This window comes from Terriglobus aquaticus (assembly GCF_025685415.1).
Classification (GTDB): domain Bacteria; phylum Acidobacteriota; class Terriglobia; order Terriglobales; family Acidobacteriaceae; genus Terriglobus; species Terriglobus aquaticus.
Genome location: NZ_JAGSYB010000001.1, coordinates 3134592 through 3157039, shown reverse-complemented (window position 1 = coordinate 3157039; position 22448 = coordinate 3134592). Strand labels below are relative to the sequence as shown.

19 protein-coding genes and 2 tRNA genes are annotated in these 22448 nt (G+C 62.7%); 5 read left to right on the top strand and 16 right to left on the bottom strand.

The window, feature by feature from the left end:
• Positions 1 to 16 precede the first annotated feature (16 nt).
• Positions 17 to 778, bottom strand: coding sequence for a hypothetical protein (locus OHL12_RS13135; RefSeq protein ID WP_263414269.1), 762 nt, complete (start codon positions 776 to 778; stop codon positions 17 to 19).
• A 503-nt stretch (positions 779 to 1281) separates the two neighbouring features.
• Positions 1282 to 1680, bottom strand: a complete 399-nt coding sequence (locus OHL12_RS13130; protein ID WP_263414268.1) for a barstar family protein — start codon at positions 1678 to 1680, stop codon at positions 1282 to 1284.
• An 885-nt stretch (positions 1681 to 2565) separates the two neighbouring features.
• Here OHL12_RS13130 and OHL12_RS13125 point away from each other — a divergent pair.
• A complete protein-coding gene (locus OHL12_RS13125) occupies positions 2566 to 3204 on the top strand; it encodes a hypothetical protein (RefSeq protein WP_263414267.1) in 639 nt (212 codons plus the stop codon).
• A gap of 138 nt (positions 3205 to 3342) precedes the next feature.
• Here OHL12_RS13125 and OHL12_RS13120 read toward each other — a convergent pair whose 3' ends face one another.
• From OHL12_RS13120 to OHL12_RS13080, 9 genes are all read right to left on the bottom strand, one after another.
• Entirely contained in the window at positions 3343 to 4020 is a 678-nt protein-coding gene (locus OHL12_RS13120; protein ID WP_263414266.1) for a sensor histidine kinase, read from the bottom strand.
• Positions 4021 to 4112: 92 nt separating this feature from the next.
• On the bottom strand, positions 4113 to 4460 hold the full coding sequence (locus tag OHL12_RS13115) for a hypothetical protein (protein WP_263414265.1): 348 nt from the start codon (positions 4458 to 4460) through the stop codon (positions 4113 to 4115).
• Between the two features lie 189 nt (positions 4461 to 4649).
• On the bottom strand, positions 4650 to 6665 hold the full coding sequence (locus OHL12_RS13110; protein ID WP_263414264.1) for a PP2C family protein-serine/threonine phosphatase: 2016 nt from the start codon (positions 6663 to 6665) through the stop codon (positions 4650 to 4652).
• A gap of 312 nt (positions 6666 to 6977) precedes the next feature.
• Positions 6978 to 7844: a ribonuclease T2 gene (locus OHL12_RS13105; protein ID WP_263414263.1), complete on the bottom strand. Its 867-nt coding sequence runs from the start codon at positions 7842 to 7844 to the stop codon at positions 6978 to 6980.
• Positions 7845 to 7994: 150 nt separating this feature from the next.
• On the bottom strand, positions 7995 to 9053 hold the full coding sequence (locus OHL12_RS13100) for an alpha/beta hydrolase (protein ID WP_263414262.1): 1059 nt from the start codon (positions 9051 to 9053) through the stop codon (positions 7995 to 7997).
• 165 nt (positions 9054 to 9218) lie between these two features.
• Positions 9219 to 9295: transfer RNA gene (locus OHL12_RS13095), tRNA-Arg, on the bottom strand.
• 110 nt (positions 9296 to 9405) lie between these two features.
• On the bottom strand, positions 9406 to 9993 hold the full coding sequence (locus OHL12_RS13090) for a hypothetical protein (protein ID WP_263415133.1): 588 nt from the start codon (positions 9991 to 9993) through the stop codon (positions 9406 to 9408).
• The gene (locus OHL12_RS13085) at positions 9993 to 11135 is read right to left on the bottom strand and encodes a YheT family hydrolase (protein ID WP_263414261.1); all 1143 of its coding nucleotides are present in this window, start codon (positions 11133 to 11135) and stop codon (positions 9993 to 9995) included. The genes OHL12_RS13090 and OHL12_RS13085 overlap by 1 nt, the downstream gene beginning before the upstream one ends.
• 8 nt (positions 11136 to 11143) lie before the next feature.
• Positions 11144 to 12019 carry a DUF72 domain-containing protein gene (locus OHL12_RS13080; protein ID WP_263414260.1) on the bottom strand — a complete coding sequence of 292 codons (876 nt, stop codon included), beginning with the start codon at positions 12017 to 12019 and terminating at the stop codon, positions 11144 to 11146.
• A 150-nt stretch (positions 12020 to 12169) separates the two neighbouring features.
• Between OHL12_RS13080 and OHL12_RS13075 the strand changes: the two genes are divergently transcribed.
• Positions 12170 to 13954, top strand: a complete 1785-nt coding sequence (locus OHL12_RS13075) for a hypothetical protein (protein ID WP_263414259.1) — start codon at positions 12170 to 12172, stop codon at positions 13952 to 13954.
• A gap of 128 nt (positions 13955 to 14082) precedes the next feature.
• Here the strand turns inward: OHL12_RS13075 and OHL12_RS13070 are convergent.
• A tRNA-His gene (locus OHL12_RS13070) sits at positions 14083 to 14158 on the bottom strand.
• A gap of 72 nt (positions 14159 to 14230) precedes the next feature.
• Between OHL12_RS13070 and OHL12_RS13065 the strand changes: the two genes are divergently transcribed.
• Together OHL12_RS13065 and OHL12_RS13060 are read left to right on the top strand one after the other, a co-directional pair.
• Positions 14231 to 14890 carry a DUF4112 domain-containing protein gene (locus tag OHL12_RS13065; RefSeq protein WP_263414258.1) on the top strand — a complete coding sequence of 220 codons (660 nt, stop codon included), beginning with the start codon at positions 14231 to 14233 and terminating at the stop codon, positions 14888 to 14890.
• Positions 14891 to 14941: 51 nt separating this feature from the next.
• Positions 14942 to 15985 carry a galactitol-1-phosphate 5-dehydrogenase gene (locus OHL12_RS13060; RefSeq protein ID WP_263414257.1) on the top strand — a complete coding sequence of 348 codons (1044 nt, stop codon included), beginning with the start codon at positions 14942 to 14944 and terminating at the stop codon, positions 15983 to 15985.
• A gap of 13 nt (positions 15986 to 15998) precedes the next feature.
• Here the strand turns inward: OHL12_RS13060 and OHL12_RS13055 are convergent, their stop codons facing one another.
• Complete coding sequence (locus tag OHL12_RS13055) at positions 15999 to 17225, bottom strand: acyltransferase family protein (RefSeq protein ID WP_263414256.1); 1227 nt, start codon at positions 17223 to 17225, stop codon at positions 15999 to 16001.
• Positions 17225 to 19399, bottom strand: a complete 2175-nt coding sequence (locus OHL12_RS13050) for an alpha-N-acetylglucosaminidase (protein ID WP_263414255.1) — start codon at positions 19397 to 19399, stop codon at positions 17225 to 17227. Before OHL12_RS13050 ends, OHL12_RS13055 begins: the two co-directional genes overlap by 1 nt.
• 158 nt (positions 19400 to 19557) lie before the next feature.
• On the opposite strand from OHL12_RS13050, the gene OHL12_RS13045 reads away from it, so the two are divergent.
• Positions 19558 to 20355: an SDR family NAD(P)-dependent oxidoreductase gene (locus OHL12_RS13045; protein WP_263414254.1), complete on the top strand. Its 798-nt coding sequence runs from the start codon at positions 19558 to 19560 to the stop codon at positions 20353 to 20355.
• On the opposite strand, the gene OHL12_RS13040 is transcribed toward OHL12_RS13045, so the two are convergent.
• Both OHL12_RS13040 and OHL12_RS13035 read right to left on the bottom strand, forming a co-directional pair.
• The gene (locus OHL12_RS13040; protein WP_263414253.1) at positions 20356 to 21699 is read right to left on the bottom strand and encodes an MFS transporter; all 1344 of its coding nucleotides are present in this window, start codon (positions 21697 to 21699) and stop codon (positions 20356 to 20358) included.
• A 36-nt stretch (positions 21700 to 21735) separates the two neighbouring features.
• The gene (locus OHL12_RS13035; protein ID WP_263414252.1) at positions 21736 to 22329 is read right to left on the bottom strand and encodes a D-sedoheptulose-7-phosphate isomerase; all 594 of its coding nucleotides are present in this window, start codon (positions 22327 to 22329) and stop codon (positions 21736 to 21738) included.
• Positions 22330 to 22448: the final 119 nt, after the last annotated feature.

The following is a 22448-nucleotide window of genomic DNA, read 5'->3' as shown; positions in this document are numbered from 1 at the left end:
CCAGACTCCCGGAGAATCACAGTGTGGGACGACCGCCTAAGTGTACTCGTTGCCGGACTTCTTCCAAGTCTTTATTTAAAGAATAGGGATCCCTGCGCCTGTCCGGTTCCGGCAGCCAGAAAACCACACACCAATAGAGCGTAACTAGTTGATACACCACGACTACCGCGTTCTCCAGCTTGCCGAACTGATCGACTGTCCGCCAATAGGCATGCAGTGAGCCGGTGAAGAAGGCGCTGAGTGTCCAGACAATCAGGCCCCACATGAACCGGATGATCCGGGTGCGCCAGCCGAGGCCGAGCTGCCTGGATACTGTGGTCACGGCCCCGCACAAGACACAGATCACGGTCGTCAGGAACAGGTCGGCCCGCGCGTCCCAGGCATCGAGTGCCGAACGCGCAGCAGGCTGCATCGTCAAAGCCAGGCAAAGAGCGACGAGCGGCGCCAAAGTCGCAATCGTAAAGAAGCGCCGGCGGGCCATTGGCACCCACGCCCCACTTCGTTCGAAGATGGCCCGGGCGACCTCGTAGACAACGGCGACCTGCAGTGCGAGATCCACCGCCGCAGCTCCCCAATAGGCCAGGAAGTATTCGTGGTGACGGCCGAAGATTTGGTAAGTAGCGAAAAGCAGGATCGTACGGAGAACGCCGAACGCGATAAATGCCGTAAACCACGGCACAGATCGCGCTCGACGCTTATAGACCAGAACAAACAGCAGGGCTGTGGTCTCGCAGAAGCCGAACATCCACAGCAGTTTGTCGACGAGCGAGAGGGGCACTCTGCTTGGTCCTCCAATCTCGCGCTATTGTCTCTCTACCGCGGTGAAACGCCAAAGAATGAGAGGATCACGTCCAAAACACCGACCGGTTTTACTGCAGCGGGGCGCGGATCCGAACCTGAGACGGTCTGAGCTCGTGCGACGGCCGGCCGCGGGTCCGAACCACTGACCGTGGCTGAGGCATTCAGGGTTCCGCCAACGAGGACAACTGCTACAAAAACTGACTTCACGAAAGTGCGCATGGTGCTCTCCTAAGCGCTGTTGCGCTTGCGAAGAGGGTAGAACGTTTATGCGGCGAATCGCATGAGATAAGCGCATCGGCTCACCGCTACGGCAAAACAGCGCCTCTCGTCGGAGCCTAAGGGCCGGCAATATTCGCGCGCTGAGGACGACTCACTTGCGAAGTGAAGAAGCAGAAGCTGGGCGTAGCAGGGGCAGATTCGCACTGTCGAGTCGCGCCGGGTGACGGGCGATTGTTTAGCCAAATGAGCCCCGGGCGGGACTCAGGACTTGAAATCGAGAGCGAGGACAGGCTCTTCTCCCAGCTCAAGACGCCTAGCATTCACAAATGTTGCACATTGAACCAGGGCTTCATATTGTTCAGGGCAGCGCGAAGCGAAGTCGCCCGCGTTGATCATTTGCAGCGTCAGGACAGAACCAGGTGCGCAATGAACTGTTGACATGCCGTCGTCAGGCTGGTCGAGGGACGTCATGCAGTCGATCCACGCGTTCATGTTCTTCCCGTAGAACGCAGGAAATCCGAAAACGCGGGCGAATTCCGAATGGAACGATGACCAATCGCGGATGGGCTGAACTCCATCGAGATCTGAGCGGTAATCACGATGCGAGTATAAGGACGCGTCTGTACCGCTTCTGCCGCCTTTCGAAAGTGATACGCCCAAGTCACCATAACGGCGTCTATCGTTATCTTTTCTCAAAGTTTCGGATGATCCGACTTTGCGGGAGCTGAGATGATGTGCTTTATGCCATATGCAATGCCGCTTCTAGCGGGGTTGCTTGCCACGACGATTTGCGCGTCTGCTTATGGACAGACCCGAGTGGATCGCTGCCCACAAGACAAGCGTTTGAGTGCAGATGCGACGCAGTTTCGCGTTAGCGTCGGTACCGTGACGATGCCAGTGGGAGCATTCCTATTGGTGCGGAACGGAACACAGCTAGGTGGGATCCGGCTCACCAGTCTGACTCCGGGAGCGAATCGCGCCGAAGGCCGGGCCACCTACGAGTCGTTTTTTCTGCCGAACCAGGGAGCCTCGGTGACAGCAAGAGGCGTAGCCCACAAGACCGGAGACGTCTACATCGGGGAGACGGTAGGTGTCCATGGCGTGTACGTTCACACGAAGGGGCACAATCAAGTGCTTATCGGTCCATGGAAATTCCATCTCAGCTTCCCGGACATGATCACTATGTCGCGTGGGAGCTTCTGGACGGGCGAACAAGACGAAGGCTTTGAGTTTGCGCCGACATCAGCCTGTCAGGTATCGGAGATCGACGCCACGGATACAGGGCTACGCTGGTTCCGGTGGGATAAAACGACTCAGGTAGACCTGCCTCTCTCCGAACTACCTAAGTAAGAAGTCCAATCTGTTTGAAGACGGGAAACTGTCAGAGATTAGTCCCGAGAAATCAGCTTCTCGGAAGTTATCCGATCTGGAAGCCAACTTACAAGGTTCGGTGTGGGACTTCCACAACGGCATCTCACAACTTTTCGCTTTGGGCGAGGCCCGTGCGAGACAATAGGCCCTATTAGTCCCATTCCGGGAGTCGCCATGTTGGACGTTCACGCACCAGAGCATCGGATCAGCGGCACAAAAGATTTCTTCTTGCACTTGTTCACGATTACGTGTGGGCTGCTCATAGCTCTTGGCCTGGAAAACGGCGTGGAAGCAATCCACCATCACCATCAGCGCGTAGAAGCCGAAGAGAGCATTCGCCACGAACTTGCGCAGAATCGTAGTGACGCAATGGCTGCTGCGGCTGGATTGAAGCTGGAGATCGAGAACATTCGTAGGACCCTGGCCTACGTTCAAGCCCGAAGCGAGAACCGGCCTGCAGACCCAGGAAACATCGATCTGTCTTTCCACGAAGGAACTTTGGCAAACGCCGCCTGGAACACCGCAACGTCGACAGGCACGCTCAGCCTGATGCCTCAGCAGGAGGTGGAGCGCTTCGCTGCTGCTTACAAAGAGCAGGATCTGCTCCAGACGACGGCTGAGCAGGCATTGAACGACTACCTCGAACTGCAGTCGTTTGCCCCGGCAACACAGACTTCAACGCTGGACCTTCCACCCTCAGCGGCCTCGGCAGTTCTACCCTATGTGCGCCATACGCTTGCACACCTTGAAGGCATGTACGCCGTGGGAGCGGGGCTTCTGAATGCCTACAATCGTGCGTTGGACAACAGGTAACGACAAGTCGGCTTCGTCGCGGAAGTGCGGCAATATACTGACGATGAGTTGCGAGCTCTACCTTGCGCTCGAGTGTGTAGAGCGTCATTGCCCCGGATGCCGATCCAGAACTGGCTTGACGCGGAAATGACAAGTCCGCTAATGCGGCAGTCGAACCTTGAAAACTGAACCGTGGCGGCGAGGATGAACGCTGCTGCGCACTGAGATCTTGCCGCCGTGATCTTCCACGATGCGCTTCGAGAGCGACAGGCCGAGCCCGTTACCTCCGGTTTCCTTGGTGGTGAAAAATGGCCGGAAGAGCTTCTCCATCGCCTCGGGCGCGATGCCTGAACCGTTGTCCGCCACAACGAATTCCACGCAGCCCGAGCACTTTCGGATGCGAAAGGTGAGCTGCCCCTCGTCGGGCATCGCCTCAAGAGCATTTCCGATCAGGTTGGATAGAACCTGAAGGATGCGCGACGCCTGGATGCTGGCGGTCAGTTCTCTCGGTAGTTTGCGCACAAGGTGGATGCGTCTTGCTTCTACGGTCCGCTGGTGAATCCGCAGTGCTGCCTCGGCCAGCGTGACCAGGTCGATGGGCCTGCTTTCCTGCGAGAGCTTGGCAAAGCTGAGTGTCTGGCTGGCGATGCGGCCAAGGGTGCGGAGCTGTTCTTCCGCCATCGCCATGTAGTTCCGTACCTGGGCTGGGTTCTCCGCCTCGTGTTCCGCTAAGTAGCAGAGGTGGCCAAGCGTCTCAAGTGGATTCCGGATCTCATGCATGATCTCCAGAGCCAACTGACCAGCCGTGATCCGCTGATCCGCAGCCTCACGGGCCATCTCCGGAAAATCTGCTCTCTGCGTGCCCAACTTGCCCTACCCCGTTCACCGTCGTGACTCAGTACGATGCACGTCGTCAACCAGAGACTTCCCTAGTTTGCGCCTGCACAAAGCAGCCGATTGACGACACGCATCATTTCACGCGGTCCCTCGTACGAGTTGAACGTCGCAATGTCGCCCATGTCTCCTGAGTAGGGGGCTACGCACAGGGCTCTTGCGTTGGGCGAAGCTATCCCGAGCGCTTCCAGATCGCTCTGCCGTTCGCTTGCTTCCAGGGTGTGGCAAACAATCAGCAGTTGCACGCTCTCGAGCGGGGCAAAAGTGGCGATCGGTTCCAGCGTCGTCGAGACGCGATGACCGGCGGTCTGAAGCACGAGGCTCCGCGTCTCGAGGAGGTCAGGATCGCGGCCGGTGATCAGAATGTGAGCTTGCTCGTTCACTTTTCCCCTACGTCCCTGCAACCTGAATTCTCTTCAGAGGTGCTGACCCGTGCAATGCCACAAAAGTCGTCTTCGCTGTTGCTTGGGTTGCACTGTTGTACCTCACCAAGGGAATTTCGATGGACGGCTAGTCTCGTTAGCCCAACCTTTGTGTCTGGACGAGCCGGTTGGAAGCAGGATCTATCACGATCACGCTCCGGCTACGGCGAGCGGACGCGACTGAAGCAGAGAGGCGAGATTCCAGTCCAGAGTGAGCACGGTTATGTCGTCCTGCTGAGGACCGTATAGCTGGGCTTTCGCGGCGATTTCGGCAGCGGTCTGCTGGCTGATGTGCTTTGTACGGTCGAAGCCGAAAAGTTCTCCGGAGGCGGAGCGGGCCTCGACAACGCCGTCGGAGAGGATGGTCAGGCGGCTTCCTTCTGGAAGCGAGAAGGTCTGCTCCGCGTAGGCAGGGTCATTCACAATGCCGAGCGGGAGGCCCGCTTCGACGGAGAGTTCGATCCCGTCCAGGTATGGAGAAAGGTGGCCTGCATTGGCCAGGCTGACTACGCCAGATGGAGAGATGAGGGCACAGAGACAGGTGACGAATCCGGCGTATTCGGTGCGAAGGATGGCTCGATTGAGCCGCTCGAGCGCTGCGGCGGGACCGATCTCTTCTTCGGCAACGGAGCGCAGGGCGCCGACACAAAGCGTGCCGAGCATGGCGGCGCGAAGCCCCTTGCCGCTGACATCGCCGAGAGCAATGAGGAGTGAGCCATCCGCGCGGGGAAGCACCTGGCAGAAGTCGCCGCCGACCTCTTCCGCGGCGATATAGGCGACCTCGGTGCTGAAGCCGCCAAGGGTGAGCGCATTGGAGGGCACGAGTTGGTATTGAACCTCGTGGGCGGCCTGTAGCGCGGAGGCATAGCGCTCGCGTTCGCGGCTGGTGCGCACGAAGCGGTGAGCGAGCACGCCCAGCATGCAAAGCGTGAAGATCATATTGCCTGTCTCGTCCCAAGTGACAGCGAACGGCTGGTCGATGATGTTCACCCGAAACGGATTGATGACCTCGGCGTGTGGCACGTTGAGGTCGACCAGGAAGCGGCTGAGACCGATGAGAAAGCTGATGATAGCGGAGAAGCCATAGCCAAGAAGCAGAACACCAGCGTCAATGTTGCCAGCGCGCCAAGCTCGAAAGAGCATGATGGCAACGAAGGCGTACATGGCGGTTACAAACAGAAAGTAAAGCGAGTCAGCCCAAACAAGGGGCGTATGGAAAAAGACGAGTTGGAGAGCTGAGATCTCCGCAAGCAACATGCAGATAGTTGGAACGAGCGCACGAGAGCGCGGCAAATTGAGCAGGTCTACAACGAGGAATATGACTGCTGCGGACCCGGCGAAGTCCAGGACGGCACTGTAGAGGACGGAGTGTGCATAGTTGATGGCCCAATGCCGCTCTGCCTGATATAGGGGCAGCCCAAGCACCTGTGCTGCGGCGAAGCAGACGAGCCAAAGATAGAAGCCTTGGCGGCGGCGATCGAACCAGTAAAGGATCAGGCTGGCGATTGCCACCACCGCGACTACAACGTCAAGGGTGTACTCCCCGCCATGAGCGAGTAGTGTGTTGGCCTTTGTCAGGGCAAACTGGCGTTTGATCGCGGAAGCTTCTCCCGCGTACACACCACCGCGAAGCATGTTCTGCATGACCCCCACGAACATGGGCGGAAAATACATGCGGAGAGCAATCGTCACCGTATGCGGACCGGCTGAGGGTTCAAGCGGGACGGTGAAGAGATGAGGAGTAGGAACGACCGCGGGAGATGGTTGAGGCGGAAGGTTGCCAACCTGGGCAATGAGTTTGCCGTTCGCGAAGAGCTGAAAGTTCCTGTCGATAAGAGGAAGTTGGAGGAGAAGCGAGGGAGTGCCGGCAGGCACGAGAAGCCGAAAGCGGAACCAGGCGAAGCCGTTCTGCTCGGTGTAGCCCTGGGACGGCCAATCTTGGCTGGCCTTCAGTGCGTGCCAGTCGTGGTCGTCGAAGTTGGGCTGAGCCCAAGCGGGGTTGTCGCCCGGGTGAAAGCGCCAGGGGCCGTTGAGAGAAGTGAGGGGCAGGCGGTCCGCCTCTAGATCAAACGTGTCTGTCCGCGTGGTGGAAGCTGCGCCCCGGCTCAAGGCAGGCAAAAGAAATGAGATGAGGGCCAGAAGAAAGAACGCCTTGTAGCGGGGCATGTGGCTGAGTCTCCCCGCTTTACTGCGAAACCGCAAGTGGAAAGGGCACTCGCTACAAGCGTTCCGTGAAAACACGAGCTCAGAAATCGCGTTTGCCTGCGCCAGCACAGTCTCTTGAGCTCATCGATGTTTCTTGCCTCGGCAGTCATCTCGGGCCGAAAGCAACGGATCTCAGAGAGTCGCTTTCGAGAGCAGGGCGCTCTTCGTCAGCAATCCTTTCCCTGATTACAACGTCGTTCAGATGACTGACCCCAAGCCAACAACTGCGAAGGTCAGTAGTCTCTGCGTACTTCTCGCCAGCATCCATGCGCGCTATTGCGGTGGGGGGATGCGGACCTGGGTCGCTCCGCAGCTCTTTACGGCAGAGCAGGCCTCCGGCTTCAGGTTCTTGTCCATGCAGACCTCGACAGCGGTCAGAAAGTTATTGCCGCAGGTCAGGGCCAGGCTGTTTGCAGGAAACGAGGAGTTGGCTTGTGTGAACAGAGTGATGATCTGCGATGGCGCCAGGCTGATGGTCTGGGTAAGGTGCGCCAATCGTGATGGGATCTGGACGGATTGGTCGGCACGGCGTGCGAGCGTGAAGAACTGATCCGCGCTCAGACCCGAACAGGTGCCGTGCGTTTGCCACTCATGCTGCAGCAGCGAAGCATCGGGATAGATGTCGGCATACTGCGATGGACTTGCAGGGCCGGGAGCTTCGCTGCAGTCTTCGGGATAGGTTCCGTCGTTGTTCTGGGGCCACAAACCGTGCAGCGTGAACGCACGGTGCTGAGCGCACTCTGCTGCGCTCGGATGCCCGCTACAGAACTCCGGCGACCACGAAAGGTTCAGCACGTAGAAGTCGAACTGGCCGGGCGCGGCAGTGAGCGCGCGGCGGTTGTGATGACTTCGGGACCGCCCACCCTGGGCAACGCCGCTTCTTGCGGCGTCTTCGAGCGGCGTATCGCTTGTCTCCGGGCGGTCGTAGCTGCTCCAATCGTCATTCGAGGCGACACTCTGCCCGCCGTGATGATGACGGTGGTGCGACTCACTCTGATACCGGTCGTCATAGGCACGGTCGTTGACGGGTCTCTGATTGTTGCTGGCGACTGGTGCCGGCTGGGGCCGCTGGGACGATTGGCATCCGTTGATGAAGAGCGGTATTGCAAGGAGCAGTGAAGTCGTCGCAAGCCTGTTCATAAAGCTGTTGGATGTCTGCGGCTCCCGGGATGGTTTTCGGACAGTGCTCGGTGCTGAGCCAGCTTCCCAGAACGGCCGTTCACCACGACGAAAGATCTACGCGGTCACGCTGTCCTCGCCGAGTTGAAATAGGCGAGGCTAATCGAGCCATTAGTGACCGAGGTGCTTGTCGAAGAATGCTGTGATCTCTCCAAACGCTTCTCTCGTTTCGGGAATGCGATCGTCGCGGCCGTAATCCGCATGCGACTGGCCCTCGAAGACTTCGAGCTCAGCCTCCACGCCCGACTGGCGCAGCTTGCGATGCACACGCACGGTGTTGCTCAGCAAGAGGTCGCGCGTGCCGGTCGTCAGGATGGTCGGCGGGAAGCCGTGCATATCGCCGTAGACCGGAGAGAGCAAAGGATCTTTCAGATCGTGGCCGTTGGCATAGACCTTTGTCGCCGCATCGCAGAAGCCATCGCGCGAGACGAGGACGTTGTCCACCATTTCGTTGGTGTAGAACGAGTCGCCGGTCTTGGTCACGTCGGACATTGGAGTTCCGGACGAAATAGCGCCGGGGATGGGCAGACCCGCGGCCTTGGCGCGCAGCATCATCTCCAACACGAGCGCGCCGCCGGCAGAGGTGCCGAGGACGCCGAGATCGTTCGGCGCTGTTGTCTTGATCGCGGCCTTGTATACCGTCATAGCGTCGTCGAGCGCGCCGGGGAAATACGCTTCGGGAGGCATGCGGTAGTCAACCGAGATGACCTTGAAATGGCCGAGTCCGGCCATGAGGATTGCCTCTGACGTTCCAGCCTCGCCGGGCGAGAGTACGTAGCAGCCGCCATGCACATGGACCAGCAGCTTGTCGCGGTGCTCGGGAGGGATTACGTCGGGCGTGACGATGAAGACGCGAACGCCGTCGATGATGTCCGGCTTTACCGATACGTGCAGGCGCTCGCGCATGGCAGGAAGGGCCAGGATGCTCTTGGCCGCCGCTGCGTCTGCTACCCTGCGCCAGTCTTCCCCGGTCTTCCACTTGGCGTCCCAATCCTGGCGCAAAGGGGCAGCGATGAGCTTCTGCATCTCAGGGCTAACGTCGGTAGGAACAGGCAGGGTCTTGGCGGGGACTTGTCGCGGGGCAAGTGTGTTGTCCTGCGCGTAGAGCGGCGCCAACACGGCGGCCGAGCAAAGTGCCGCGATGATTCGGAAGGTCGTTGCCCATCTCATGCGAGCCATCCTCTCACAGCAACAGGCAGACGAATGCGGGTATGCCAGCGTGAGTGCCTTCGGGGCCATGTCTCGGCGAGAGCTTCGGACTCACTCCTGCGAGAGCGCCCTCGAGAAGCAATGCGATCAGTGCACGCACGTGTAGTGCAAAAGTGCTTTGGCTTGTGGTGAACCGGGCAGGACTCGAACCTGCGACCCTCTGCTTAGAAGGCAGATGCTCTATCCGGCTGAGCTACCGGTCCACGTGCGTCCAGCCTACATCGTCGCGGGCCAGAACTGTCTCCCAGATTCGATGCCGGCATCGTCCGCCCGGCTTACGCACCGCTCCTGCGGCCTGCTCTCGCCCGGGCCGCTACAGGGCCAGCAACTCACTGCGGCGAAACAGCGCAACCACCTCGCGGAGCGCCGCGGACCAGCGCTCATCCGCCTCCGTCGCATCCACGCCCACACCTTTCACATACAGCGACAGGCAGTAGCCCTCGGCCACCGCGCCCTCCAGCTCAACCACCGCCGGCCGCACGACCGCCTCCGCCTTGGCCAGCGATCCCGGCAGCTCCTCAATCATGCGGTCCAGCCGGTGCAGCACCTGCTCCGTGCGGTGCCGCGAGGCGAAGATGCCGCGATCGCGCCACAACAAATCCAGGTAGCAGGCCACGCCCGCCTCGGCCTGCTCGGGCTCCAGCAGAAGGTCGTCCCGGGTCGCCTCCAGCTCCTCCGCCTCCATCGCCCACACATCGCACTTGGCCGTAAACACCGGCGATCGCGCACTGTTCAACGCGCGCAGAGCGCTCAGGAGCGCCGGATGCTCATCCGCCTCACGAATCTCATCCATCGCGAAGTCGTCTTCGCGCAGGTCCACCCAACGCAGCTGACCGTCGGGCGACTGCCACGGCACCACCAGCACAGGATCCTCCGCCGCGATGGCGGTCGACCACTCCATCAACACGCCGCTGGCTCCTGAAGTTCTTCCTGCCCGGTCAGCACCTCTCCGCCCATCACACGCGGCAGCACCGCATCCTGCGCATCGCGGCCCCGTGCGCCCGCCGCCGTTCGCGCCAGCACAAACTCCAGCAGCGCCCGCTCCGCCCACCGCCCGTCGTACTCCGGCGTTGGATCCTCCAGAAACGCGCAATGCCCGCCATGCGCTGGCTCGATCAGCGTGATCTCCGGATGCATTTCCAACTGCGCCCGCGTCCCCGGTGTAAGCCGGATGAACGGATCGTCGCAGGCGTGCACGATCAACGTCGGCACGGCGATGTGACTGACGACGCGCGAAGCACCCGCGCGATCGTAATAGTCGTTCGCTCCCAGAAAGCCACACTTCGGTGCCATCACAAACTCATCGAAGTCGCGAATCGATCGAACCCGGTGCAACGGCTCCGGCGAAAACACGGCAGGGAACAGCCGCGTCTTGCGCAGGTAACGTGCTCGCAGGTTGCGCAGGAATCGCCGCTCGTAAACCCGGTTCTGCGGTTCGTGCAGAGCATCCGCCGACTGGCGCAGATCCATCGGCGGCGACACCGCCACCACGCCCAACAGCTCCGTCGGAGCTTGCGCACCCATCTCGCCAGCAGCCTTCAGCACCAGGTTGCCGCCCATGCTGTAGCCCGCCAGCACTACCCTCCGGCATCCGCGTGCAATCGCCCAGCGCAGCACCGCCGTCACATCCGTCGACAGGCCCGAGTGGTACAGCGAAGGCGACAGAGCATCCGTCGAGCCGCAGTTGCGCATGTTCATCCGCAACACATTGCAGCCCGCCACCCACAGCTTGTTCGCGTTGCCGACGATGTACTGCGAGTGCGACGAGCCCTCCAGCCCGTGCACCAGGATCACCGTCGGTGCAGCTTCACCGCCGCGCGACAGCGGCTGCCAATGGCAGTGCACCAGCACCCGGCTCGGCAGCACGCGATCCAGCGCAACCGCCTCCGGCAGCGCAGCCATCTCCGGCGGCAGCGGCACGCCCACCAACTCCGTCGCAGGCGCGGGCAGCCGGTCCACGCGCCGCAGAAAGTTGCCTACGATGGTCTGCAGGTGACCGTTCGAGAGCCATCGGCGCGGCTTGAATGTGGCAGGTCGAATCAAGCGATCTCTTATTTTCCCACTCTCGCCTTTTCGGCGGTACGGACGCTCTTGCTTACCCGCTGCCCGGAAACAGGACGCTCCGCCTTTGCTCCCGGCGCGTCCAAGGCTGGAGCAGCCGGCACGGGCTCGCCCGTCGCATCCGCCCGGCCGCCGGCGCACGCCAACCGCATCGCCTCGGCTGCCAGCGGACCCGTCGGCTCATCCTCGTGCTTGTAATACACGTACACGTCGCGACCCTTTGCCGCCAGCGCTTCGAACCGCGCCGCCTGCTTCGCGGCTTCAGCGGGCGAATACCCGCCAGGCATCCGCAGCCGAAAGCTGGCAAACCCGCGTGCTGTGTGCACCTCCGGCGTTTGCAGGTTCTCACTCTCCGCCACGCACATCGCGGCGTTGTGCCGTCGCAGCAGGGCGAAGCACTCCGGCGTAAACCAGCCCTCGTGGCGGAACTCCAAACTCACCCGCTCCGCTCGCCGCATCTCCTCCAGCGACAGGAAAGCGTCCAGCCGCTCGAGGTCCGGTTTGAAGTTCGGCGGCAGTTGAAACAGGAGCAGCCCCAGCTTCTTCGCTTTGCGCGCGGGCTCAACAGCATCCAGAAATGCCGCCACCGCCGGCCCGCAATCCCGCAGCCGCTTGCGATGCGTAATCCCCTCCGGCGCTTTGAACGAGTACCGAAAGTCCTTCGGCGTGGCCTTCAACCATTCCGCAATCTGCTCTGGCTCCGGCAGCTTGCGAAAGGTGTAGTTCACCTCCACGGAGTTCAGCCGCTCGCCGTAATGCTCCAGAAAACGCCGCGCCGGCACCTCCTTCGGGTAAAACCCCGGCTTCCACGTCGGGTAAGCCCACCCGCTGGTCCCGGCAAAGATGCTCCCCTTGCGTCCACTCACAACTTCGTCTCTCCATCCCACTTCATCGCCGGCAACATTACCCTACGAACCCGCTCATCCATCACACCAAAGCACAGAGGCTCACCCGTTCTCACCGGATCGACACTAACAACCAGACTCGGAGCGGAGCCGGTATCCTGCCTTCACCTCATGCACTTCAGTCAGAAAGCCCTGGTTACCTCAAACGCCGGTAAGGTCTTGCTTGCTGCCGCCGTCCTTTCGGCGACCTTGTTCCTGCCGTATTTGGTGCCGGTTCCTCCGTCGCTCAGCCTGTCCTACGTCACCCAGTTCAGCAATCGCGCCGCTTCGCTACTGTTTATTGCCGGCGCCCTGCTCTTCGCGTGGCTCACCCGCGGACAGATCGCCCAGGCCGATGGCACGTTACGGGATCGCAAGCTCTCCATCGCCTCTCTCCTCATCGCCCTCGTGTACACAGTCGTCCTGCTGTGGGCAGACCTGTTTGACACGGCCGTGCACCGCGCCGGCAGCGAGTTTTACTACAACATCAACCGCGTCATGATGCTGATCGGCGGCTTGCGACCCTATCGCGACTTCGAGTACGCGTACGGCCCTCTGCACCTGTACGTTCCATGGCTCGCGTGGCGGATCACCCACTGGCCCATCCTCTCGTACTACGCCTGGTGGTCGTTTGAGTGGATCGCCGGAACCGCGATGATTTGGTGCATCGTCCGTTGGATGCCGTTTCAGCAGCGCTGGCGCGAGTTCATCTTCTGGGGATTCCTGCTCCTCCGCTCGCTGGACCTCTGGAATGAAGGTCTGGCGTACACACCCTTTCGCACCATGGGCGCCGCGTTCTGGATTCTTGCCGTGCACACCGTGTGGAAACGGAATCAATCCTCTTGGCGCACAGCGCTCACCGGCATCGTGGCCGTGGCGTTCTCCATGGGGATCGCGCCGGAACAGGCGGTGGGCGTGGCCGCGGGCCTGCTCGTCTGGTTCGCCATCCTGCTTTGGAAGGTTCCGGGACAGTTCCAACGCACTCCTGCAGTCGTCTTCCTGGTCGCGACTGCGGTCCTCTTTGCGGGGTGTGGTGCCGCCGGTATGTTCACCACGCTGCTGATCTTCAGCAAGGGTGCCTACTCCTTTCCCCTTGCCGTTTCCGTGCTGGGATTGCTCATCCTGCTCACCTACCTGGCAGCCCCGTGTGCCGCGCTGCAGCAGTTCCTCCAGCGCGACTTCACTTCTGCCGCCCTTCCGCTCGCGGCTGGCGGCCTGGCCATGATCCCTTCCGCTTTCGGCCGGTGCGACTTCGGACACCTGCAGTTCGCGTCTCCGGCGATGGTCTGTGGAATCGCTTGGATCCAAACCCGCTCCACGCTCCGGCACATGTGGACCGCCGCCGTGCTGTGCGCCGCCATCGTGCCGACACTGGCTTCGCAGGTGCAGTTTGTGCCCAGCCGCGTGGCTCAGGCCATCCATACACATAGCCGGCGCGATCGCACGCATGCCAGCCCTGCAGCTACGGCAACTACCGCCGCAGCGCAACCAGCAACGCAAGGGCAGGACAGCGCCCCGGCAATCCGCCTTGCCGCACCCTGCACTGAGATCTATCGTTCGCCCGTTCTGTTCCCGCAGTCCGGCCAGACACCTGCCCAGGCGTGCATGGAGACCGGCTACTTCATGGGCCTGATCAACGCCTTCGACGAAGCCTCGTTACAGCGCAAGATTCGCGAGCTCGACCAGACTCCACGCAAACCGATCGTGCTTCCAGACGTGCCCTTCAGCACGTCCATGCCCCAGGCTGAAGCCGATCCAAAGTTCCTGTTGGAAGTGGAGTCCGCCCTGTGGCTGCCGCCTGCGCGCCGCGCGCCGTTCTCCTACGGTTCGCTCCAGCGCTACATACTCGACGCGTACACACCCGACCCAAAAGGCTCCAACGGCTTTCGAATCTGGCGGCCGAAGACGATCAATTAGCACTTCACCGGACCAGATACGGGCGAGCCGCACAAGGCCCGGGCTGGCCAGTACGGTCTGCAGCCGCACGCAAATGCGAACCGAGCCGAGAGTTCGGAGCATACGTTCAATTGTCGGGATGGGATGGTTGGGGCGGCTGGAGGGATTTGAACCCTCGACATCGGGTGCCACAGACCCGCGTTCTAACCCCTGAACTACAGCCGCCGTGCCAGCATCGATTGTAACAGGCCGCCCGCCTGGCACTCACTCTGGCCCGGCGTAGCATCACACAAGCAGATGCCGCCCACCTACAACGCGCGTACCGGAGAGGTCGAGCCCGAGGTCATTCCTCCGCGGTCCGGGCGCGGTGCCGACCTGTTCAGCGATGAGCGCCTCGACATGCTCTCGCACGTCCTTGACGACTTCCTCGTCATCCCCGGGACCCGCATCCGCTTCGGCCTCGATGCCATCATCGGTCTCATCCCCGGCATCGGCGACGTGATCGGCGGCATGGCCTCCTGGATCATCATCCTCGCCGCCTGGCTGCGCGGAGTTCCGCGCCTCACCCTGGCGCGCATGCTCGCCAACGTCGCCATCGAGACCATCATCGGCGCCGTCCCGATCCTGGGCGACGCCTTCGATGTCGCCTGGAAGGCCAACCGCCGCAACTTCGCCCTTCTGCAGCGCTCCTTGGGCGAGCGCGCCACCTACCCACCCGCCGGCGCCTGGCCGCGTAACAACTCTGCGGCCCACGAGACTGCTGCCTCCTACCCACCGACCAGCAGCGGCACTCCGCTGCGCCTGCCGCCCACCGCGCAGCAGCGCAAGCGCCACGCCGCCAGCGACTGGCTCTTTCTGGGCGCGCTTATGCTTGGCATGTTCCTTCTGCTCGCGATCCCTCTCGCCTTGCTCGCCTGGATCGTGGGCCACTTCCTCGCCGCGGGCATGCGCCACTAATCACATCGACCCTCAAGTCGCCGACTCGCTAAAAACCGTACACTCTCCTCCATGCGCGCCCTCCTGCTCTCCGCGTACGAACAGCTCAACGTCGTCGACCTGCCCACCCCCACCGTCGCGCCGGACGAAGTGCTCATCCGCGTCGCCGCCTGCGGCATCTGCGGGTCCGATGTGCATGGCTACGATGGCGCCAGCGGCCGCCGCATCCCGCCCATCGTCATGGGCCACGAGGCCGCAGGGACCATTACTGCGGTTGGGTCGGACGTCAAGGGCTACCATCCCGGCGACCGCGTCACCTTCGACTCCACCGTCTACTGCGGCCGGTGCGAGTTCTGCCAGCGCGGCGAAGTGAATCTGTGCGACAACCGCGAAGTCCTCGGCGTCTCCTGCGGCGACTACCGCCGCAACGGCGCCTTCGCCGAATTCGTGGCTGTGCCTGCGCGCATCCTCTACCGCCTGCCCGATGACTTCCCGATGGAGCAGGCGGCGCTGCTTGAAGCCGTCTCCGTCGCGCTGCACGGCGTGCGCGTCTCCGACCTAAAAGGCGGCGAACACGCCCTGGTCATCGGCGCAGGCATGATCGGCCTGCTCACCGCGCAGGCCGCGCGCGAAGCCGGCTGCGCGAGCGTCCTCATCGCCGACATCGACGAAGACCGCCTTGCCATGGCCCGCGAAGTCGGCATACCCGAAACGCTCGCGCTCACCGGCGAAGCCCTCATTGCCGAGGTCCTTCGCCGCACCGGTGGCCGCGGCGTGGATGTCGTTCTGGAAGCCGTAGGCCGGGCCGAGACCGTGACCGCCGCCGTTGACTGCGCGCGCAAGGGCGGCACCGTCACGCTCATCGGAAACATCCAGCCCGAAGTCCCGCTGCCGCTGCAGCGCGTCGTCACCCGCCAAATCCGCCTGCAGGGCTCCTGCGCCTCGGCCGGCGAGTACGACGACGCCATCGCCAAACTCGCCTCGGGCGCCATCCGCGTCGAGCCACTCATCAGCGCCGTCTCTCCACTCGAAGACGCTGCCGACTGGTTCCGCCGGCTGCACAGCCGCGAAGCCGGCCTGGTCAAAGTCGTCGTCACGCCCGAAGCCAGCCGCTAGTTGGTGCGCGCCGTCAGATGCGCAGGAAGATCCGCTTCCGATAGAACGGGTACGTCAACAACCAGCACACCAGCAGAAACGCCAGCGAATACATCAACGAAGCAATCGCCGGCGAGCTAAACCAGCGGAAGAACGCCATACCGATCACTGCCCCGACCGGCCGTCCGCTTCCGGTATGGAACACGTGCAGCAGCGTAGCGCCCAGCTCTGAGATCAGGTACGCCAGGATCGCGTTCGTTCCCAGGACCAGCACCGGCCAGTACGCAGACGCGTGATCGCCGGACGGCTCAGCGCCCTGATTCCCCTTGCGGCCAAGCCTCCACCGATCGATCACCTGGATCGCCAGGGCCAGCAGCACCGTGCTGATGCCCGCCGCCACGAGCGTGTACGAACTCGTCCACAGCTTCTTGTTCACCGGGAACCACACGTTCCACACCGCTCCCAAAACGATCAGCAGCGATCCCGCACCCAGCAGACCCGCGGCCTTGCGCCCCGTCGTCGCGGTCGAGCGAACCCACATGCCCGCCAGCATGCCAAACATCGTCGTCGCAATCGCCGGAATGGTCGACAGCAATCCTTCCGGATCGCGCGTCTTCTCATACAGGTGCCGCGCGCTGAAGATCTGGCGATCGAGCCACGCCGTCAGGTTGCCGTCAAAATCGTTGATCGGCACATCGTGCGTCGGCACACCATATCCCGGCACCGGCACAAAGCGCATCAGCACCCAGTAGCCCAGCAGGCAGACCACCGCGATGGCAAGCTTGTCCTTCCACGACCGCGACACCAGCAGCACCGACGCCGCCACGAAGTAGCACAGGCCGATGCGCGGCAACACGCCGTAATACCGCGCGTTGGCCAGGTGTGTGAACGGGAAGTTGTTCACCACAAAGCCAAGCAGGATCAGCAGCAGCGCTCGCCGCACCACGTGAACGAACATCTCTCGCCGGCTCGCGTTGCGCGCCAGCCGCGATGCCGTGGACAGCACCGTGGTCAGCCCCACCAGGAACAGAAACGTCGGAAACACCAGGTCCGTGGCTGTAAGACCGTTCCACTTGGCGTGGCTCAACTGGTGAAACGGTGCGGGGCCCATCTGGTCGTTCACCACGATCATGAACGCGATGGTCAACCCGCGCAGAACGTCGATGGACAGGAGGCGCGCCGGCTTCACCGCCGTTGGCCGGGCAACTACGTCGGCATCGGTTACAGAGGAAAACAGCGGATCAGCCGCAGATTGCTGCATCAGTTAGCTCCCTTGGCTTCCACGTTGGGTGACAGGTGCAAAGATTCGGCGACCTTGCTCGCCATGCCGTAAGCGTCGCCCGTGGGCTGCGCAGAAAAGCTTTCGGTGCCGTGGTTCCATCGCTCGCCAAAAGCGTACCAGTCGATGGGCACGGGCGGCGAGTTCGTCTCCAATCCGTGGTCCAGGCTGTCGAAATACAGCCGCCAGCGCGGCTCGTAATACGTGCGCACCAACCCGGCCCAGTCCTTGTTGCCGTACTCGTGCAGATCTTTGCTCGCCTCGCGGTCGCCCCACGTCGTCAGGATCGATCGCGCATCCAGCTCGATCGCGGCGCGGCCCGCACCCGGCGCAGCCCACGCCGGCAGGTAGCTCAACCACCGGCCCAGCAGGAAGTACTGATTCGTCGCCAGTAGAGCATCCATCGTGTCCATGCTTCGCAGCCACTCTGCCGTGCGTGCCTTGAACGCGTCTCGGTCCTTGCTCTCATACGCACTGCGGATCAACGGCAGTTGCCGCCGCGCATCGTTCGCCAGCACCTGCCTCGCAAGGTCGACCAAGTCGTACTGATACGCCTGGCTCCCCCGCAGCTCCGGAGCGACCTGCAGCAGCTCGACCAGCGCCGGCTTCAGGTCGTCAGCGTTGTAGCGCAGCACGTCCGGCGCCCAGTGCCCGGTGCGCGTCGCGGTCAGCGAAGGCTCCGCGTTGAAGATCGACTCGTGCGCGGCATCGCGCTCGCCATGCTCCATGTTGCCGTCGGCGCGGTAGCCGTACACGGTGCGCTGGATGATCTGCCACGCCCGCTCGGCATGCGCGTCCGCGGCACCGTAACGCCGCCGCGCGTACTCCGCCGTCCACTGCTGCAGATCCACCGGCTCCGGCCGCCACGCCATCTCTGTGTACAAGTCATACGCAAACGGGTTGGTATCCAGCCCCTCAGTAAAGAGCGCCGTGCCCGACAGGTGGCTCCCCGCCGCGTGCTCCGCCTGCGGCATTCGCTTGGCATAGTCGTACAGCGGAGCGCCCATGGTCGTCCGGCCGCCAAACTCCCACAGCCCGCCAAACAGCCAGCGCGCTCCCTTGAAGTCCGCCTCGCGGTTGTCGCGCGGTATGCGCCCCTGCTCAATATCCGCGATCAGGATCTTGCTGCGGTCCACGCCATCGATCAGCGCCGGCTTGGGGTTGTCTTGCCACGCCATCATGAACCACAGCGCATCCGGGTGGGCCTTGTTCAGCGCCACCTGGATCGCGCGCGCCGCCTCGCTCACCGGCACATCGCCCGACTGCCCGCCCTCCTGAAACGTCTCCATGTCATACAGCGTTGTCGGCCCAAACAGCTTCTGCTGGCTCGCGTAGAACGCCGCCGCCACCTTCGCAAAACTCGGGTCGCGCGGATCGAGCCACCCCGGCCGCTGGAAGCCGTTCCACGGGTTCGTCTGCGTCACCACACGCGCGCCCGGAACATGCTTTGCGAAGTCCGCCGGCACCACGCCCCAGAAGCCCGGCAGCACCGGCGTCATACCCAGCGACCGCAGCATGTCCATAATCCTGCGCGCGCTCTCCGCGCGCTTCTGCATCAGGTCCAGCGAGATCGGCTCAAGGAAGCAGCACATGTTGCCCATCCACTGCCAGTTCTGGTGCGCGGGCTGCGTGATCCAGTTGCGAATGTCGGCATCGCCGTAGCCCATCGCGCGAAACGCCTCGTACACCGCCAGATCGTTACCACGCTGGATCAGGATCGCGTTGAAGCCCGACAGCGCCAGCACATCGATCTCGTGCTGCCACCGGTCGAAGTCCCAGTACGGCGTGGTGTAGCCATCGGTGTTCTCGTTCAGCGCATAGCGAAACGGATACAGCGCCGGCTTCACGATCGGCTGCGTCACCGCCGGCAGCGTGGTCACGCCACTCACGCGGCTGCCATTCGTCGAGATGTTCAGGTGCGCCGTGTACTTTAGGTACCAGTTCACGCCGAACAGCAGCGTCGGCACCGTTGCCGCGCTCACGTGAATGTCGCCCGCACCGCCCGTGATGCGAAAGCCATCCGACTCGCCCGCGTAATCTCCAGGCTGCAACTGGAGGTGTATCTGCTGCGACAAACCCGGCAGCTCACGCCGCACTACACCCTCCGCCGCCGCGAGCGTCCCCTGCGCACGAGCCGGAACAACCAGAAGCAGCAAGAGGCAGACCAAACAGAGCGCACGCGTGAGCATGTGCCCACTGTAGTGACATCGCTTCACCGCTGGCCAGTGCGCATCGATGTTCCCGCGTGTCCGCGAAGGCGTTAGACCTCCGTTCGGCACGCCTCTATGCGATGGAGGTATGCTGCCCAACAAGGATGCCCATGCCTCACAACTTCTTCGACCTCACCGGCCAGGTCGCTATCGTCACCGGAGCCTCGCGCGGGCTGGGTCAGTACTTCGCCCGCGCGCTGGGCCGCGCCGGAGCAAAACTCATCCTCACCGCGCGCAAAGCGGAAGCCTGCGAACCATTTATCGAAGAACTCGCCGCATTGCAGATCGAAGCCAAGGCCCTGCCGCTCGACGTGCGCGACCGCGACAGCATCACCGCTTTCGCCACTGCAGCCGAGGCCGCCTTCGGCAAAGTCGACATCCTCGTGAACAACGCCGGCCTCAACATCCGCAAGCCCGCACTCGACGTCACCTGGGACGACTGGAACACCATCCTCGACACCAACCTGCGCGGCACCTTCTTCGTCTCGCAGGCCATCGCGCGCGGCATGATCGCCCGCCGCTACGGACGCATCATCAACATCAGCAGCGTCACCAGCGTCTTCGGTTACGCGGGCCTTGCACCCTACGGTGCCAGCCGCGGCGGCGTGCGCCAACTGACCATGAGCCTGGCCGACGACTGGGGACCGCACGGCATCACCGTCAACGCGCTCGCACCCGGCTGGTTCAAAACCGAGCAGAACCGCGCCATGTACGAGGATGAAGGCTGGGTCGAGTACCTCGTCGAACGCATCCCCGCGAAACGCCCCGGCGCTCCAAATGACCTGGACGGCGCCATCGTCTTCCTCGCCTCCGAAGCCTCACGCTACATGACCGGTCAGAACCTCTTGATCGACGGCGGCATCAGCGTCGGTGCCACGCGCGCATTGATCAAGAAGCCGTAGCTACGCCCGTAGCGCCGCCTCCACGTCAATCGCTTCCATGCGCCCCAGCAGGAACAGATACGCCAGCACACCCACGCACAAAAACGCCGACGCGATCCCAAACGCCCACGTAAAGCTGTGCGTGCGCTCGTACACAAAGCCCGTCACAATCGGCGCCAGGATCGCGCAAATCTGATTCGAGAAGTTCAGAATCCCGCCCACGCGCCCCGTGCTAGAATCCGGCACCAGAATCGACGGCCCCGCCCAACCCACCGGCGCCGCCGCGCTCAACCCGCCAATCGCAACCGAGATCGCCAGCAGCGCCTGCGGAGCCGTGGTCGCAAACGCCGCGCCAAACAACCCCAGGCCGCATAGCGTGCCGCACACCAGCACCACCTGCCGCACCCGCCCCGCATCGCGCCCGCTCTTGATCAGCCAATCCACCAGCAGCCCGCCGATCAGGAACTCCGCCGCAACTGCGACGATCCAAGGGAGCCCCGTAAAGACAAACGACTTCGCTGCCGTCACGTGCAACTGCGACGACAGGTACTTCGGCATCCACGTCATCAGCAGGTAGAAGACGTAGTTGTACCCGGCATACCCCAGCGTCAGCCCAATCACTTTCCGCTGCCGCAGTAACCTGCCCAGCGGAATCGGCGGCGCAACAATCGCCGCACCATCCGTCGCTTCTTCGGAGGGAGCAGGGGCCCTCAGGCGCCTGAAGTCCTCCCCCGCAAGCGATGGGGCTTTAGCTCCAGCGACCACCACATTCCGCATGCTGAAGCGCTCCGGCTCGCGGTACAGCCACCAGAACAGCAGCAGAAACCCAAACGACAGCACCGCCGTCACGCCAAACGAAGCCCGCCATCCAATCCGCAGCAGCAACAACCCCAGCAGGGGCACACCCGTCGCATTCGCCAGCTTCGAAGCGCTATCGAAGAACGCCGTCGCCAGCGACCGCTCCGCCTGCGGAAACCACTTGCCCACCGCCTTCGCATTCGCGGGAAACGTAGGCGCCTCGCCGACTCCCAGCAACAACCGCGCCAGCAGAAACAGGAACACTCCCGGCGCCACAGCCGACGCGACGGACGCCACGCCCCACAGCGCCACGCCCCACAGCATCACCCGCTTCACGCCAACCTTGTCCAGCACCACGCCCATGGGCAACTGACAGGCCGCATACGTCCACGAGTACGCGCTCAGCAGAAACCCAAACGTGGATTCGCGAATGCCGAACGCGCTCACCAGCGCATCGTGCGACACCGTCAGGTTGACCCGGTCGTAGTAGTTGACCAGGACGCCAACGCCCAGCAGCAGGCCAATGGTCCAGCGATAGCGATCGGGCGCAGCGGCCTCGTGAGACATGCGGCGAGTGTAGCGAATGCAGTTCCGGGCTGGCTCTTACCGCCCGAACTCCGGCCCAAAGTAGCACCGCTCCACGATCATGCAGAAGATGTGTTCCAGCGCCAGGTGCGACTCCTGGATGTGCATCGTCGTCTCCGACGGCACGATCACGTTGTAGTCGCACAGCGCGGCCATCTTGCCGCCACCGTTGCCGGAGTAACCGATCGTGGTGATGCCCATCTCCCGCGACTGCTGCAACGCCCGCAGGATGTTCGGCGAGTTGCCCGAGGTGGAGATGCCCATAAACACATCGCCCCGCGCGCCGATCGCCTCCACCTGCCGCGAGAACAACTGCTCAAACGCATAGTCGTTCCCAATCGCGGTCATGGCCGAAGAGTCCGTCGTGAGCGCCACGCACCGCAGCGCCGGCCGGTCCACCGTAAGCCGGGCCACAAACTCCGCGGACAGGTGCTGCGCATCCGCCGCCGACCCGCCGTTGCCGGCGATCATCAGCTTGCCGCCCCGCAGCATGGCCTGTGCGGTCGCTTCGGCCGCCCGGGCCACAGCGTCCACCAGCGCCTCGTCGTTGCGCGTGCGCTCCAGCGTAGCCAGGCTCATCTCCAGTTGCCGACGTACCAGATCGTTCATCATGCCTGCGCGCAGCCTCTCGCACTCAGGATACCGCCAGGCCCGCGGCACAGTGCTTCTCAGCCCGCTGCACAGCTTTCTCTGGTCCCGGTCAGCGAAGTCCACGTCTGTCCAGACCACTC

Coding starts and splice junctions, on each gene's coding strand:
- OHL12_RS13090 (WP_263415133.1), bottom strand. CDS start 9,993: ATGGAGTGGTCGACCGCCATCGCGGCGGAGGATCCTGTGCTGGTGGTG.
- OHL12_RS13035 (WP_263414252.1), bottom strand. CDS start 22,329: ATGATGAACGATCTGGTACGTCGGCAACTGGAGATGAGCCTGGCTACG.
- OHL12_RS13045 (WP_263414254.1), top strand. CDS start 19,558: ATGCCCATGCCTCACAACTTCTTCGACCTCACCGGCCAGGTCGCTATC.
- OHL12_RS13075 (WP_263414259.1), top strand. CDS start 12,170: ATGCACTTCAGTCAGAAAGCCCTGGTTACCTCAAACGCCGGTAAGGTC.
- OHL12_RS13125 (WP_263414267.1), top strand. CDS start 2,566: ATGTTGGACGTTCACGCACCAGAGCATCGGATCAGCGGCACAAAAGAT.
- OHL12_RS13065 (WP_263414258.1), top strand. CDS start 14,231: ATGCCGCCCACCTACAACGCGCGTACCGGAGAGGTCGAGCCCGAGGTC.
- OHL12_RS13110 (WP_263414264.1), bottom strand. CDS start 6,665: ATGCCCCGCTACAAGGCGTTCTTTCTTCTGGCCCTCATCTCATTTCTT.
- OHL12_RS13055 (WP_263414256.1), bottom strand. CDS start 17,225: ATGCAGCAATCTGCGGCTGATCCGCTGTTTTCCTCTGTAACCGATGCC.
- OHL12_RS13060 (WP_263414257.1), top strand. CDS start 14,942: ATGCGCGCCCTCCTGCTCTCCGCGTACGAACAGCTCAACGTCGTCGAC.
- OHL12_RS13105 (WP_263414263.1), bottom strand. CDS start 7,844: ATGAACAGGCTTGCGACGACTTCACTGCTCCTTGCAATACCGCTCTTC.
- OHL12_RS13120 (WP_263414266.1), bottom strand. CDS start 4,020: ATGGCCCGTGAGGCTGCGGATCAGCGGATCACGGCTGGTCAGTTGGCT.
- OHL12_RS13040 (WP_263414253.1), bottom strand. CDS start 21,699: ATGTCTCACGAGGCCGCTGCGCCCGATCGCTATCGCTGGACCATTGGC.
- OHL12_RS13100 (WP_263414262.1), bottom strand. CDS start 9,053: ATGAGATGGGCAACGACCTTCCGAATCATCGCGGCACTTTGCTCGGCC.